Source organism: Providencia rustigianii DSM 4541, from assembly GCF_000156395.1.
Lineage (GTDB): Bacteria > Pseudomonadota > Gammaproteobacteria > Enterobacterales > Enterobacteriaceae > Providencia > Providencia rustigianii.
This window is the reverse complement of record NZ_GG703818.1, coordinates 46,228-59,748: the sequence shown is the minus strand read 5'-3', so window position 1 is coordinate 59,748 and position 13,521 is coordinate 46,228. Positions and strand designations below refer to the sequence as shown.

General features: G+C 42.4%; 15 protein-coding genes. 13 read left to right on the top strand and 2 right to left on the bottom strand.

The features are described from left to right. Nucleotides 1–382: 382 nt before the first annotated feature. Nucleotides 383–2,317, bottom strand: coding sequence for an ABC transporter ATP-binding protein (locus PROVRUST_RS05365; RefSeq protein WP_006813706.1), 1,935 nt, complete (start codon nucleotides 2,315–2,317; stop codon nucleotides 383–385). Between the two features lie 151 nt (nucleotides 2,318–2,468). Between PROVRUST_RS05365 and kefG the strand changes: the two genes are divergently transcribed. The 4 genes from kefG to slyD all read left to right on the top strand — a co-directional run bounded on the left by kefG (nucleotide 2,469) and on the right by slyD (nucleotide 5,736). Next, entirely contained in the window at nucleotides 2,469–3,029 is a 561-nt protein-coding gene (kefG, locus tag PROVRUST_RS05360; RefSeq protein WP_006813705.1) for a glutathione-regulated potassium-efflux system ancillary protein KefG, read from the top strand. Next, nucleotides 3,022–4,830, top strand: a complete 1,809-nt coding sequence (kefB, locus tag PROVRUST_RS05355) for a glutathione-regulated potassium-efflux system protein KefB (protein ID WP_006813704.1) — start codon at nucleotides 3,022–3,024, stop codon at nucleotides 4,828–4,830. Before kefG ends, kefB begins: the two co-directional genes overlap by 8 nt. Nucleotides 4,831–4,840: 10 nt before the next feature. Further along, nucleotides 4,841–5,044, top strand: coding sequence for a YheV family putative zinc ribbon protein (locus tag PROVRUST_RS05350; protein WP_006813703.1), 204 nt, complete (start codon nucleotides 4,841–4,843; stop codon nucleotides 5,042–5,044). 86 nt (nucleotides 5,045–5,130) lie between these two features. Beyond that, nucleotides 5,131–5,736 carry a peptidylprolyl isomerase gene (gene slyD / locus PROVRUST_RS05345; protein ID WP_006813702.1) on the top strand — a complete coding sequence of 202 codons (606 nt, stop codon included), beginning with the start codon at nucleotides 5,131–5,133 and terminating at the stop codon, nucleotides 5,734–5,736. A gap of 59 nt (nucleotides 5,737–5,795) precedes the next feature. Here slyD and PROVRUST_RS05340 read toward each other — a convergent pair whose 3' ends face one another. Beyond that, nucleotides 5,796–6,017: a SlyX family protein gene (locus tag PROVRUST_RS05340; RefSeq protein WP_006813701.1), complete on the bottom strand. Its 222-nt coding sequence runs from the start codon at nucleotides 6,015–6,017 to the stop codon at nucleotides 5,796–5,798. A gap of 234 nt (nucleotides 6,018–6,251) precedes the next feature. On the opposite strand from PROVRUST_RS05340, the gene fkpA reads away from it, so the two are divergent. From fkpA to tuf, 9 genes are all read left to right on the top strand, one after another. Then, a complete protein-coding gene (fkpA, locus tag PROVRUST_RS05335; protein WP_006813700.1) occupies nucleotides 6,252–6,995 on the top strand; it encodes an FKBP-type peptidyl-prolyl cis-trans isomerase in 744 nt (247 codons plus the stop codon). Between the two features lie 341 nt (nucleotides 6,996–7,336). After that, nucleotides 7,337–8,041, top strand: coding sequence for a helix-turn-helix transcriptional regulator (locus PROVRUST_RS05330; protein ID WP_006813699.1), 705 nt, complete (start codon nucleotides 7,337–7,339; stop codon nucleotides 8,039–8,041). Then, nucleotides 8,038–8,442 carry a sulfurtransferase complex subunit TusD gene (tusD, locus tag PROVRUST_RS05325; protein WP_006813698.1) on the top strand — a complete coding sequence of 135 codons (405 nt, stop codon included), beginning with the start codon at nucleotides 8,038–8,040 and terminating at the stop codon, nucleotides 8,440–8,442. The genes PROVRUST_RS05330 and tusD overlap by 4 nt, the downstream gene beginning before the upstream one ends. A gap of 25 nt (nucleotides 8,443–8,467) precedes the next feature. Beyond that, nucleotides 8,468–8,827 (top strand): sulfurtransferase complex subunit TusC, encoded by a 360-nt coding sequence (gene tusC / locus PROVRUST_RS05320; protein WP_006813697.1) that lies wholly within the window; start codon nucleotides 8,468–8,470, stop codon nucleotides 8,825–8,827. 39 nt (nucleotides 8,828–8,866) lie between these two features. After that, nucleotides 8,867–9,154, top strand: a complete 288-nt coding sequence (gene tusB / locus PROVRUST_RS05315; protein ID WP_006813696.1) for a sulfurtransferase complex subunit TusB — start codon at nucleotides 8,867–8,869, stop codon at nucleotides 9,152–9,154. A 136-nt stretch (nucleotides 9,155–9,290) separates the two neighbouring features. After that, entirely contained in the window at nucleotides 9,291–9,665 is a 375-nt protein-coding gene (gene rpsL, locus PROVRUST_RS05310; RefSeq protein ID WP_004265905.1) for a 30S ribosomal protein S12, read from the top strand. Nucleotides 9,666–9,762: 97 nt separating this feature from the next. Next, entirely contained in the window at nucleotides 9,763–10,233 is a 471-nt protein-coding gene (rpsG, locus tag PROVRUST_RS05305; protein ID WP_006813694.1) for a 30S ribosomal protein S7, read from the top strand. A gap of 86 nt (nucleotides 10,234–10,319) precedes the next feature. Continuing rightward, the gene (fusA, locus tag PROVRUST_RS05300) at nucleotides 10,320–12,446 is read left to right on the top strand and encodes an elongation factor G (RefSeq protein ID WP_006813693.1); all 2,127 of its coding nucleotides are present in this window, start codon (nucleotides 10,320–10,322) and stop codon (nucleotides 12,444–12,446) included. Nucleotides 12,447–12,522: 76 nt separating this feature from the next. Beyond that, nucleotides 12,523–13,521 (top strand): elongation factor Tu (tuf, locus tag PROVRUST_RS05295; protein ID WP_006813692.1); only part of this gene is annotated, 999 nt, incomplete at its 3' end.

Below are 13,521 nucleotides of genomic sequence, written 5' to 3'. Positions count from 1 at the left end.
TTTTAATGTGTGCAATTATGAATATTATAAAGGCTTTCTTTCGATGGAAAAAATAGCTTATTTAAGCGATTATTTTTTAGAACGTAATATTATGAATAATAAAGAATGTTTTAATATTCTTTGATTTTTTATTTAGTTAAAAATACTCATTTATTGCTATCGAATGAAATATCAGACCAGCAATTATAATTAAGTGCTGTTAAACATATGTAAATTGATGGAAATATAAGATTTTTATTACTAATTAATATTTCATATCTAGATATCCCATTTTTACTTGTGTAATTGGACTTAAATTAGGTGTGTCATATGTATAGACAATAAAAAGCCCTAGTTAATAACTAGGGCTACATCTATCGATTTAAAAGCTTAAGCCGCAGAGCTAACCCGCTTCAAACTCACTGGTCATCGTTTCTAATTGCTCTTGCAGGTCCATCCACTCCATTTCAACATCCTCAAGTGCGGATTTTTGTTCTGTCTGTTTTTTCAAACAGTCAGTTAACTCTGCTTTTTTGTCTTGTTCGTAAATTGCAGGATCGGATAACTTGGCTTCTAACTCATTCAAAGACGTCGAATATTTTTCCATCTTTTTTTCCAACTCCGTAATTTTTTTACGGATAGGTTGGGTCAGTTGACGGAATTCGGCATCGCGACGTTTTTGGTCTTTTCTATCTTGTGCCGTCACGGTTGATGCGCTGGCTGGTTTGTCTTTTTCTAGCAGATCGCGAGTCTGTTGTAACTCGAGTTTGTTTTGCTCAGCTAGCCATTGTTGATAATCATCTAAATCACCATCAAATTGAGCCACCATACCGCCATGAACCAGATAAAATTCATCCGTTGTTGAGCGCAATAAATGCCTATCATGGGATACCACCACTAATGCCCCTTCAAAGTCCATTAGCGCATCAGTAAGTGCTTGACGCATATCTAAATCAAGGTGGTTAGTCGGTTCATCGAGTAACAGTAGGTTAGGGCGCTGCCATACCACTAAAGCTAAAACTAAGCGCGCTTTTTCACCACCAGAAAAACGGCCCGTTGGATCCGTGACTTGGTCGCCTTTAAAGCCAAAACCACCTAGATAATCACGCAGTTGTTGCTCGGTTTGGTCAGGTGCAAGGCGGGCGATATGCTGTAATGGCGATTCATCTGCATGCAAATATTCTAATTGATGCTGAGCGAAGTACCCAAGCTTGATGCCTTTTGAGAGCGAGATTTTCCCATGTAATGGAGGCAAATCACCCGCAAGCATCTTGATCAAGGTCGATTTACCTGCTCCGTTACGGCCTAGTAAGCCGATACGTGAACCGGGAACTAGGTTCAATTTAATGGATTCTAAAATCACTTTTTCGGCGTAACCTGCGCTGACTTTTTCCATTTTCAATAATGGGTTTGGTAAGCTTTCGGGTTTACGGAATGAAAAATGGAAGGGGTTATCTACATGTGCTGGAGAAACCATTTCCATTTTTTCGAGCATTTTAATCCGGCTTTGAGCTTGTTTTGCTTTAGTGGCTTGCGCTCTAAAACGATCAATATAACTTTGTAAGTGTGCAGCTCTAACTTGTTGACTCTCATATAAAGCTTGTTGCTGTGAAAGCTTCATCGCGCGTTGCCCCTCGAACGATGAATAATTGCCGGTATACTCGAACATGGATTCTTGCTCAATATGCAGCACTTTGTCGATGATTGGGTCGAGGAAGTCCCTATCATGGGAAATCAAAATCAGGGTGCCAGAATAGCTTTTAAGCCATTTTTCCAACCAAATCACTGCATCTAAATCTAAGTGGTTCGTCGGCTCATCGAGCAGCAACAAATCTGAACGGCACAATAACGCTTGTGCAAGGTTCAAACGCATACGCCATCCACCGGAGAATGATTTTACTGGGGATTGTAGCTGGGCTTGACTAAAACCTAAACCGTGGAGCAAGCTAGAGGCTCTTGAGCGGATCGTCCACGCATCGATAGCATCTAATTGACCGTGGATCACGGCAATCCCATGACCATCATTTTTTTCATTGGCGTGTTGTAGCTTACGCTCTAATTCACGGAACTCTCGGTCACCGTCAATCACATATTCAATACAAGGGATATCAAGGGCTGGAGTTTCTTGGTTTACCCACGCCATTGACCAATTACTTGGAAAGGTTGCTGATCCTGCCTCTGCTTGCAGTTCGCCCTTTAAGAGTGCCAGCAGTGTTGACTTCCCGCAGCCGTTTTTACCCACTAACCCAACTTTTTGTCCTGGGTTGATAGTCGCAGTTGCATTGTCCAACAGAACACGTACACCTCGGCGAATTTGTAATGAAGAGAAAACAATCATAGAAACCGTCTATTGAAAATATGTTAAATTATCGAGTTGGATATATTTGAGTAATAAAGTTATTACAGAAATATATTAAGCTTAAAGTACATTTTTGAGGCTGCATGGTAACGGAAAATTATCCGTCTGACACGCCTTTGAGGAGGGAAAGATGTCAAATACACCGAAAGTGCTCGTAGTCTATGCTCACCCATATCCAAATGAATCTGTTGCTAATCGTCAGTTACTGAATGCTATACGTGATTTTGAGCATGTTACTGTTCATGATTTATATGCGACCTACCCCGATTTTTTTATTGATATCACGGCTGAGCAAAAGCTTCTTTGTCAGCATGACATCATTGTATTTCAACATCCTCTTTACACTTATAGTTGTCCCGCTTTACTGAAAGAGTGGTTTGACCAAGTGCTAACTCGGCGATTTGCAACAGATCAGGGCTACCAAAAACTAAAAGGAAAATATTGGCGCTCGATTATTACTACCGGGGAACCGGCTACAGCTTACCAGCATGGTGGATACAACCGTTATCCATTATTAGAAATACTTCGTCCGTTTGAATTGACGGCATTGATGTGCGACATGCAGTGGTTATCGCCAAGTATTATTTATTCTGCTCGTCGGCTGGAGGGGGAACGACTACAGCAAATGATTGGTGAATATAAACAATGGATGCAGCAACCCTTAAGTACCGGAGGAAATCCAAATGGATGAACTGAACCTTTTCGAGTCAGTGATCATATTTCTGTGCGCGGGTGTGGTTATGGTGCCGATTGCGCAAAAAATTCGTTTGGGAGCGGTGCTGGGGTATTTGCTAGCAGGCATCATAATTGGGCCCTTTGTATTCGGTTTTATTCACAATGTCGACGATATTCTGCATTTTTCCGAAATGGGTGTGGTTTTTCTAATGTTCCTGATTGGGTTGGAATTAAAGCCCTCTAAGCTTTGGGAACTTCGGCGATCAATTTTTGGCGTAGGCTCAGTTCAGGTTGTCGTCACTGCTGCGATTATGGCTGGGTTATTAATTCTTGCACAATTTTCATGGCAAGCGGCGGTTGTTGGTGGGCTCGGTATGGCAATGTCCTCCACGGCAATGGCATTGCAGTTAATGGATGAAAAGGGCATGTCTAAGCAAGAAAGTGGGCAGCTCGGTTTTTCTGTTTTACTTTTTCAAGATATGGCGGTTATTCCAATAATGGCGTTGATCCCACTCCTCGCAGGGGATACAGGGAGTAGCGACTGGTATAAAATTGGCTTGAAAGTTGTCGCTTTCGCTGGATTATGGATTGTCGGGCGTTATCTATTACGTCCATTATTCCGATTAGCGGCTAAGTCTGGTGTACATGAAATTTTCACAGCAGCTGCGTTACTGGTGGTTCTCGGATCAGCACTAGTGATGGAAAGCTTAGGTTTTTCAATGGCGCTCGGTACGTTTATGGCGGGGGTCATGCTAGCAGAAACGGAATTCCGCCATGAGCTAGAAATCAATATCGATCCATTTAAAGGGCTGCTTCTGGGATTATTTTTTATCTCTGTGGGTATGTCCCTTAACCTACAAGTCCTATGGAGCTACCTGCCACAGGTCTTAATTGCCGTGGTTGCTTTGGTGGCTGTAAAAGCGTTGGTTTTATATGGGTTAGGTTTTGCAGCTCGTTTACGCAATGGCGCAAGGGCTCAATTTTCTGGGGTACTCAGTCAAGGTGGGGAATTTGCATTTGTGATTTACGCGACAGCATTTGGAGCGAGTGTTATCAACGAGGTGCAGATGGATTTACTGTTGGTTGTGGTGACATTATCCATGATGACAACCCCACTTGTGATGCAGCTGATAGATGCTTATTTGAACCGTCGCTATAATCAACAACCTTTTTCCACAGAAAAACCGTTTGTTGAGGATAATGATCCCCATGTTATTTTGGTTGGTTTTGGGAGAATGGGGCAGGTTGTTGGTCGCTTACTCATGGCGAATAAGGTGAAAATTACCGTATTAGAGCAAGATGTCACCGCAATTAGTACCATGCGCCGCTATGGTTACACCGTATATTATGGGGATGCTAGAGACCTTCAACTATTACGCTCAGCGGGGGCAGATAAAGCAAAATCGATTGTTATCACTAGCAATGTTCCAGAAGAAGTGATGGAAATAGTCCGAATTTGCCAAGAAAACTTCCCTAATTTACATATTATTGCTCGTGCTGAAGGGCGTTTAGAAGCTCACGAATTACTGCATAGTGGTGTGACAGATTTTAGCCGTGAAACTTTTTCCAGTGCTTTAGAGATGGGAAGCAAAGCATTAGTCAGCACAGGAATGCATCCTCACCAAGCTTATCGAGCGAAACAGCATTTCCGTCGTCTAGATATGCGTATGCTAAGGGATGTCGTTCCTGAAAATGAAAATAGCGACAGTGGCCAAATATCACGTATTAAAGAAGCTCGCCGTGAATTAAACGAGCTTTTTGAAAAAGAGATGCAAAGAGAAAATCGCCAGCCTCATAGCTGGAATCGCGAACAGTGAAGGTAGAAAAATGGCGTCAACACGTAAACGCTTTATTGCGGGGGCTACTTGCCCTAAATGCCAGTCCCAAGATACTTTGATGATGTGGCGTGAAGATAAAATTGATGTAGTGGAATGTGTGAAGTGCGGCGATCAACAACGACAAGTTGAGGGTGATGCAACGGAGCATGTTAGAAAACAAGAAAAAGTAATCGGTATTTTTAATCCAGAGTAAGAGAATTTTGTCAATTCTCAATACAGCACACATGTTTTCCGGTACAATTGGCAAAAATTTTTCCCTTACGGGTCGTAGGAGATGTCATGAAAGTAGCAAAAGACTTGGTTGTGAGCTTAGCTTACCAAGTAAGAACAGAAGACGGTGTTTTAGTTGATGAGTCCCCAGCCAGTGCGCCAATGGACTACCTGCATGGTCGTGGTTCTTTAATTTCTGGTCTGGAAAAAGCATTAGAAGGCCGTGAAGTTGGTGAACATTTCGATGTTGAAGTCGCTTCAGACGATGCATATGGTCAGTATGATGACAACTTAGTTCAACGCGTACCAAAAGATGTATTTATGGGTGTTGATGAGTTAGAAGTGGGCATGCGTTTCTTAGCTGACACTGATATGGGTCCTGTTCCAGTTGAAATCACTGGAATCGAAGGCGATGAAGTTATCGTTGATGGTAACCACATGTTAGCGGGCCAAAACCTGAAATTTAACGTTGAAGTCATGGCTATCCGTGAAGCAACAGAAGAAGAAATCGCACATGGACATGTTCATGGTGCAGATGGTCACGACCACGACCATGACCACGAAGGTGGTTGTTGTGGCGGTGGCGGTCATAGCCATGGTTCTGAAGGCGGTTGCTGTGGCGGTGGCGAAGGTCACGGACACGGTCAAAAACAAGGCGGTTGCGGCTGCCACTAAGCCTTAACTGTTTGTAGAAAAGGAAAGCTTATGCTTTCCTTTTCTCGTTTTAGCCCACATTAGTAATGTGGTGGCGGAGTTTCTTCCTCTGGACGTGCGAGATGGGAAGATTGTGATGCTTTTAATCTTTCAGCGACAATTCGGAGATGCTCTTGCATTTTTGACAGTTGCATTTGTTGCTCTGTGATCACTTGGTTAAGTTGTTCAATCGTCAATTCTTGGAAAGCAACTTTACTTTCTAAAAGTTCCAACCGTTGTTCAAAAGTATCTGATGCATCCATTTTAGACTCTCCTTATGGGTTCTCATCATAAAAAAACATCATAATAACCGAACATTACAAATCAACAGATAAGTTTTACTTAAAGGTATAGGCGTTGAAACCTCTTTTTGTTAATGTGGTCTAAGATATTCTTATATTAATTGTGTTAACTGACAGCTTGTTTTTTAAATTAAAGGAACAGCTATCAATAAAAGTGAGTCTCAAAGACTCGAATAATAGCTATCGGAGATTAGGATGAAATCACTGTTTAAGGCAAGTCTATTAGCAACGACATTAGCGCTGACATTTGCGGCACCGCAAGTCATGGCAGCAGAAGCAAAAGCGCAAAGCAGCGCATTCAAAAATGCAGAAGAGCGTAATGCTTACGCACTAGGTGCCTCTTTAGGCCGCTACATGCAGAATTCTTTAGATGAGCAAAAAACCATTGGTATCAACCTGGATAAAGCTCAACTACTTGCCGGTGTTCAAGATGCATTCAACGGTAAAAGCAAAATGACAGATGCTGAAGTTGAAGAAACTTTACGTCAATTTGAAGGTCAAGTAAAAGCAGCTGCTGAGAAAAAAATTAAAGACGAAACTGTCGCTAATGAGAAAAAAGGTGCTGATTACCGTGCTGCATACGCTAAAGAAAAAGGCGTAGTAAAAACGAAATCAGGTCTGCTATACAAAATTGAAAAAGATGGTACAGGCGCAAAACCTAAAGAAGATGAAACTGTTGTTGTTCATTATAAAGGAACTTTAGTTGATGGTTCTGAATTCGATAGTTCATATGCACGTAATGAGCCACTGACAATTCCATTGAATTCAGTGATCAAAGGCTGGACTGAAGGTTTATCTAACCTGAAAAAAGGCGGAAAAATTCAGTTAGTGATCCCACCAGAATTAGCATACGGTGAGAATGGCGTTCCAGGTATCCCTGCAAACTCCACATTGGTCTTTGATGTTGAATTATTAGATATCAAACCAGCTGCAAAATAATTTTTCTCTATGAGACAAAATTGATGAAACCCAGACTTGTTCTGGGTTTTTTTGTATTCAATGGTCAATACGAGACGAAAAAAATAGTTTTGTATAAGCCTTGAGAGAAAATTTGTATTTAAAAATCTTAAATTGCATGAAACTTGTGATAAAACATACTCTCTTGCATTCATTCTCTTGACGGCAGCGCCTCGTAGTTTTAACTTCAATAGATTCGTTTTTATTTTTTATCATCATATACGTCAGCTATGAGCAATAAAATGAAGGCAAATTAGTCGAATAATGAATGCCTTGCTAGCCGACGTGATGAATTTTATACACTTTAGAAGGATGAAGTTGAAATGTCTGATGCATTACAATCCCATGATCTCAGTGATATCAATATTTTAGATAACCAACCTTTTACTGAGACAGACCATGAAATTTTAAAGTCTTATGAAGCTGCGGTTGATGGACTCGCTATGCTAATTGGTGAGCATTGTGAAATTGTTCTTCACTCTTTGGAAGACCTAAAATGTTCAGCGGTGAGAATAGCAAATGGTCAGCATACTGGTCGTAAAATTGGCTCACCAATTACTGACCTCGCGTTAAGAATGCTACACGATATGGCTGATGCGGAATCCAATGTATCAAAAGCTTACTTTACTAAGGCAAAAAGTGGCGATTTAATGAAATCGGTCACTATTGCGATTCGTAATCGTAAGCAGCGTGTCATTGGTTTATTGTGCATCAATATGAACTTAGATGTTCCTTTCTCTGAGATTATCAAAAGCTTTGTGCCAGAAGAAAAGCAAGAGATTACATCTGATGTTAACTTTGCATCGTCTGTTGATGATCTTGTTGCACAAACTTTGGAATACACCATTGAAGAAGTGAGTAATGATCGCAACGTATCGAATAACGCGAAGAACAAGCAAGTTGTACTCAACCTTTATGAAAAAGGTATTTTCGATATTAAAGATGCGATTAACCAAGTTGCAGATCGCCTAAACATCTCTAAGCACACCGTTTATTTATATATCCGCCAATTTAAGAGTGGTGAATGAGTAAGCCAAACCCATTAACTTACTGCTTATTAGTCACTGGACCTGCTTATGGCACTTCGCAAGCTGCGAGTGCCTACCAGTTTGCCAAAGCTCTACTGAAAGCGGGGCATATTTTGAAAACCCTATTTTTTTATCAAGATGGGGTTCTCAACGGTAACGTGCTCACCTCACCGGCTACGGATGAATTCGATTTAGTCAATGCATGGCGGAAGTTAGCACAAGAATCTGGTTGTGAAATGCATATCTGTGTCGCCGCAGGATTACGTCGTGGAATTATTGATAAAGAGCAAGCAGCCTCATTATCATTACCTACACATAATTTATCGGACGGTTTCATCATGAGTGGTTTAGGCAGTCTTGCTGAAGCTATGTTAACAACTGACCGCACTATCCAGTTTTAAGCTGCGATTTTATTGAAGGTATCTTGTGAAAAAAATTGCCTTTGTTTTTACCACCATACCTCATGGAAGTGCCAGTGGGCGAGAAGGGCTAGATGCATTGTTAGCAACATCTGCATTGAGTGACGATATCAGTGTTTTCTTTATTTCTGATGGTGTTTGCCAGCTACTCGGATATCAACAACCTAAAGAAATTCTGGCGCGCGACTATATCTCGACATTTAAAATTTTGCCTCTATATGACATCGAAAATATTTACATATGTATGGACTCATTACAGGAAAGAGGCATTAGCCAACAAAATGAATGGGTTGTTCCTCCGGAGTTTTTAACGGCGCAGCAAATCAAAGAAAAATTGTCATCTTGCGATGTCGTGCTTAAATTTTAAGCTTGCGCTCAAATTTTGATCTGTAGTAGGATCCCGTCCATGCTATACACAATCGCTACCTCCCCGTTTAAATGTGATTTTCCCGCTATATTGCGGTTAATAACAAACAATGACGCTGTTCTACTGATGCAAGATGGGGTTGTCGCCGCCATTGCGCACTCAAAGTACCTCGCTGAATTACAAAACAGCGGTGCTCAAATTTACGCCTTAGATGTTGATATTAACGCCAGAGGATTGCAGAAAAAAATTTCTGACAACGTTTCTATCATCACATATCAAGGTTTTGTGACACTGACTGAGGCTCATAAGCAACATTTTGCCTTATAAAGTCACTAAAAGTTGTATATTTCTTGACACCTGAGCCAGTCGGCAATAAAATTTCGCGTCCTCGTGTATCGTCATGTTGGCGAACGAGGTCAAAATCCGTGTTTACGAAGCAAAAAAACCAGGAGCTTTTTTAATAATGGCAACTATTAATCAGCTGGTACGCAAATCTCGTAGCTCGAAAGTTGTTAAAAGCAACGTTCCAGCACTGGAAGCTTGCCCGCAAAAACGTGGCGTATGTACTCGTGTATATACTACCACTCCAAAGAAACCAAACTCAGCATTACGTAAAGTATGCCGTGTTCGTTTAACTAACGGTTTCGAAGTTTCTTCCTACATCGGTGGTGAAGGCCACAACTTGCAGGAACACTCCGTAATCCTGATCCGTGGCGGTCGTGTTAAAGACTTGCCAGGTGTGCGTTATCACACCGTTCGCGGAGCACTGGACTGTTCTGGTGTTAAAGACCGTAAGCAAGCTCGTTCTAAATACGGCGCGAAGAAACCTAAGGCTTAATGGATTTCCGTTAAGTAAGGCCAAACATTTTCATCTTAATGTCAAAATACTCTCGTAGAGTTTTGGACAAACCTGAATTAACAACGGAGTAATATCCATGCCACGTCGTCGCGTAATTGGTCAACGTAAAATTCTTCCAGATCCTAAGTTCGGATCAGAATTACTGGCCAAGTTTGTGAATATCCTGATGGTAGACGGGAAAAAATCTACTGCTGAAGCAATCGTATATAACGCACTTGAGCTCCTTGCTCAGCGTTCTGGTAAAACTGAACTTGATGCATTCGAATTAGCACTGGATAACGTGCGTCCGACTGTCGAAGTTAAATCTCGCCGTGTTGGTGGTTCAACTTACCAAGTTCCAGTTGAAGTTCGCCCGGTTCGTCGTAATGCCCTGGCAATGCGTTGGATCGTTGATGCTGCTCGTAAACGCGGTGATAAATCTATGGCACTTCGCCTGGCAAACGAATTATCAGACGCTGCTGAGAACAAAGGTTCATCTGTTAAGAAACGTGAAGACGTTCACCGTATGGCAGAAGCTAACAAGGCGTTCGCACACTACCGTTGGTAATTTCTTACTGATATTAGTGATGTATCTCAGGGTAGCCTTTCGCTACCCTTTATATGATAAATTGAACGCCCACGAGAGAGGAAAAAATGGCCCGTCAAACGCCCATAGCACGCTATCGTAATATCGGTATCAGTGCACACATCGACGCCGGTAAAACCACAACTTCTGAACGTATTCTGTTCTATACTGGTGTAAACCATAAAATTGGTGAAACTCACGAAGGTTCTGCAACAATGGACTGGATGGAGCAGGAGCAAGAGCGTGGTATTACTATCACTTCCGCTGCGACTACGGCATTCTGGTCTGGTATGGCAAAACAGTTCGAGCCACACCGTATCAATATCATCGACACCCCAGGACACGTTGACTTCACAATCGAAGTAGAACGTTCTATGCGTGTTCTTGATGGTGCAGTAATGGTTTACTGTGCGGTTGGTGGTGTTCAGCCACAGTCTGAAACTGTATGGCGTCAGGCTAACAAATATAAAGTTCCACGTATCGCGTTCGTTAACAAAATGGACCGTATGGGTGCGAACTACTTACGCGTTGTTGAGCAATTAAAAACGCGTTTAGCAGCTAACCCAGTTCCACTTCAAATTCCAGTAGGCGCAGAAGAAGGCTTCACTGGTGTTGTTGACCTGATCAAAATGAAAGCGATCAAGTGGAGCGATGAAGACCAAGGTGTTACCTTCGAATACGAAGATATCCCTGCAGATCTTCAAGACTTAGCTGAAGAATGGCACAACTATTTAGTTGAATCCGCAGCAGAAGCATCAGAAGATCTGATGGAAAAATATCTGGGCGGTGAAGACCTGACTGAAGACGAGATTAAAGCTGCACTTCGTCAACGTGTTCTGGCAAGCGAAATTATCCTGGTTACTTGTGGTTCTGCGTTTAAGAACAAAGGTGTTCAGGCGATGCTGGATGCAGTTGTTGAGTACTTACCAGCACCTACAGACGTACCTGCAATCAACGGTATTCTGGATGATGGTAAAGATACTCCAGCTGAGCGTCATGCAAGTGATGATGAGCCGTTCTCCTCTTTAGCATTTAAAATTGCAACTGACCCGTTCGTTGGTAACCTGACATTCTTCCGTGTTTACTCCGGTGTTGTTAATTCAGGTGATACTGTACTGAACCCAGTTAAATCTAAGAAAGAACGTTTTGGTCGTATCGTTCAGATGCACGCTAACAAGCGTGAAGAGATTAAAGAAGTTCGCGCTGGTGACATCGCGGCTGCTATCGGTCTGAAAGACGTAACTACAGGTGATACTTTATGTGCTATTGATGCACCAATCATCCTGGAGCGTATGGAATTCCCAGAGCCAGTAATCTCTGTTGCAATTGAACCAAAAACTAAAGCTGACCAAGAAAAAATGGGTATCGCACTTGGCCGTTTGGCTCAAGAAGATCCATCATTCCGCGTATCAACCGATGAAGAGACTAATCAGACTATCATCGCTGGTATGGGTGAATTGCACTTGGACGTTCTGGTTGACCGTATGCGTCGTGAATTTAAAGTTGAAGCGAACGTTGGTAAACCTCAAGTTGCTTACCGTGAAGCAATCACGATGAAAGTGACTGACATTGAAGGTAAACACGCGAAACAGTCTGGTGGTCGTGGTCAGTACGGTCATGTCGTTATCGATATGTACCCACTGAACAAGGCAGACAAAGACGGCGTCAACATGGAATACGAATTTGTCAACGACATTAAAGGTGGTGTGATTCCTAGCGAATACATCCCTGCGGTTGATAAAGGTCTCCAAGAGCAGCTGAAATCTGGTCCATTAGCTGGTTACCCAGTTGTGAACATGGGTGTTCGTCTGCACTTCGGTTCTTACCATGATGTCGACTCCTCAGAATTGGCGTTTAAATTGGCAGCATCGCTGGCATTTAAAGACGGCTTCAAAAAAGCGAAACCAGTTCTGCTTGAGCCAATCATGAAAGTTGAGGTGGAAACACCTGAAGACTACATGGGTGATGTAATTGGTGACCTGAACCGTCGTCGTGGTATGATTGAAGGTATGGATGACTTACCTACTGGTAAAGTTGTTCGTGCACAAGTACCATTATCCGAAATGTTCGGTTATGCTACTGACCTGCGTTCTCAGACACAAGGTCGTGCTTCATACTCTATGGAGTTCCTGAAGTACAATGAAGCGCCAAACAACGTTGCACAAGCTGTAATCGAAGCTCGTAACGCTAAATAATCGATTTTTATCGATAACAACTTTAATTTAAGTTCCTTCTTTATAGTAAAGAGGGAACTCCATAAGGAATAGAGTCGTGTCTAAAGAAAAATTTGAACGTTCAAAACCGCACGTTAACGTTGGTACAATCGGCCACGTTGACCACGGTAAAACTACTCTGACAGCAGCTATCACTACTGTTCTGGCAAAAACTTACGGCGGTAACGCTCGTGCATTCGATCAAATCGATAACGCACCAGAAGAAAAAGCGCGTGGTATCACCATCTCTACTTCTCACGTAGAATATGATACTCCTACTCGCCACTACGCACACGTAGACTGCCCAGGACACGCCGATTATGTTAAAAACATGATCACTGGTGCTGCTCAGATGGACGGTGCAATCCTGGTTGTTGCTGCGACTGATGGCCCAATGCCACAAACTCGTGAGCACATCCTGTTAGGTCGCCAAGTAGGTGTTCCTTACATCATCGTTTTCCTGAACAAATGTGACATGGTTGACGACGAAGAACTGTTAGAATTAGTTGAAATGGAAGTTCGTGAACTTCTGTCTCAGTACGATTTCCCAGGCGACGACACTCCAGTTGTTCGTGGTTCAGCACTGAAAGCGCTGGAAGGTATCCCTGAGTGGGAAGCGAAAATTGTTGAATTAGCCGGTTACCTGGACAGCTACATCCCAGAACCAGAGCGCGCAATTGACCGTCCATTCCTGCTGCCAATCGAAGACGTATTCTCAATCTCTGGTCGTGGTACAGTAGTAACAGGCCGTGTTGAGCGTGGTATCGTTAAAGTTGGTGAAGAAGTTGAAATCGTTGGTATCCAAGACACGGTTAAAACAACTTGTACTGGCGTTGAAATGTTCCGTAAACTGCTTGACGAAGGTCGTGCTGGTGAGAACGTTGGTGTTTTACTGCGTGGTACTAAGCGTGAAGAAATTCAACGTGGTCAAGTACTGGCTAAACCAGGTTCAATCAAGCCACACACTACTTTTGAATCAGAAGTTTATATTCTGAGCAAAGATGAAGGTGGTCGTCATACTCCATTCTTCAAAGGCTACCGTCCACAGTTCTACTTC

Excerpts from the sequence above, each read along its gene's own strand:
- PROVRUST_RS05365 (WP_006813706.1), bottom strand. The coding sequence starts at position 2,317 with ATGATTGTTTTCTCTTCATTACAAATTCGCCGAGGTGTACGTGTTCTG.
- kefG (WP_006813705.1), top strand. The coding sequence starts at position 2,469 with ATGTCAAATACACCGAAAGTGCTCGTAGTCTATGCTCACCCATATCCA.
- kefB (WP_006813704.1), top strand. The coding sequence starts at position 3,022 with ATGGATGAACTGAACCTTTTCGAGTCAGTGATCATATTTCTGTGCGCG.
- PROVRUST_RS05350 (WP_006813703.1), top strand. The coding sequence starts at position 4,841 with ATGGCGTCAACACGTAAACGCTTTATTGCGGGGGCTACTTGCCCTAAA.
- slyD (WP_006813702.1), top strand. The coding sequence starts at position 5,131 with ATGAAAGTAGCAAAAGACTTGGTTGTGAGCTTAGCTTACCAAGTAAGA.
- PROVRUST_RS05340 (WP_006813701.1), bottom strand. The coding sequence starts at position 6,017 with ATGGATGCATCAGATACTTTTGAACAACGGTTGGAACTTTTAGAAAGT.
- fkpA (WP_006813700.1), top strand. The coding sequence starts at position 6,252 with ATGAAATCACTGTTTAAGGCAAGTCTATTAGCAACGACATTAGCGCTG.
- PROVRUST_RS05330 (WP_006813699.1), top strand. The coding sequence starts at position 7,337 with ATGTCTGATGCATTACAATCCCATGATCTCAGTGATATCAATATTTTA.
- tusD (WP_006813698.1), top strand. The coding sequence starts at position 8,038 with ATGAGTAAGCCAAACCCATTAACTTACTGCTTATTAGTCACTGGACCT.
- tusB (WP_006813696.1), top strand. The coding sequence starts at position 8,867 with ATGCTATACACAATCGCTACCTCCCCGTTTAAATGTGATTTTCCCGCT.
- rpsL (WP_004265905.1), top strand. The coding sequence starts at position 9,291 with ATGGCAACTATTAATCAGCTGGTACGCAAATCTCGTAGCTCGAAAGTT.
- rpsG (WP_006813694.1), top strand. The coding sequence starts at position 9,763 with ATGCCACGTCGTCGCGTAATTGGTCAACGTAAAATTCTTCCAGATCCT.
- fusA (WP_006813693.1), top strand. The coding sequence starts at position 10,320 with ATGGCCCGTCAAACGCCCATAGCACGCTATCGTAATATCGGTATCAGT.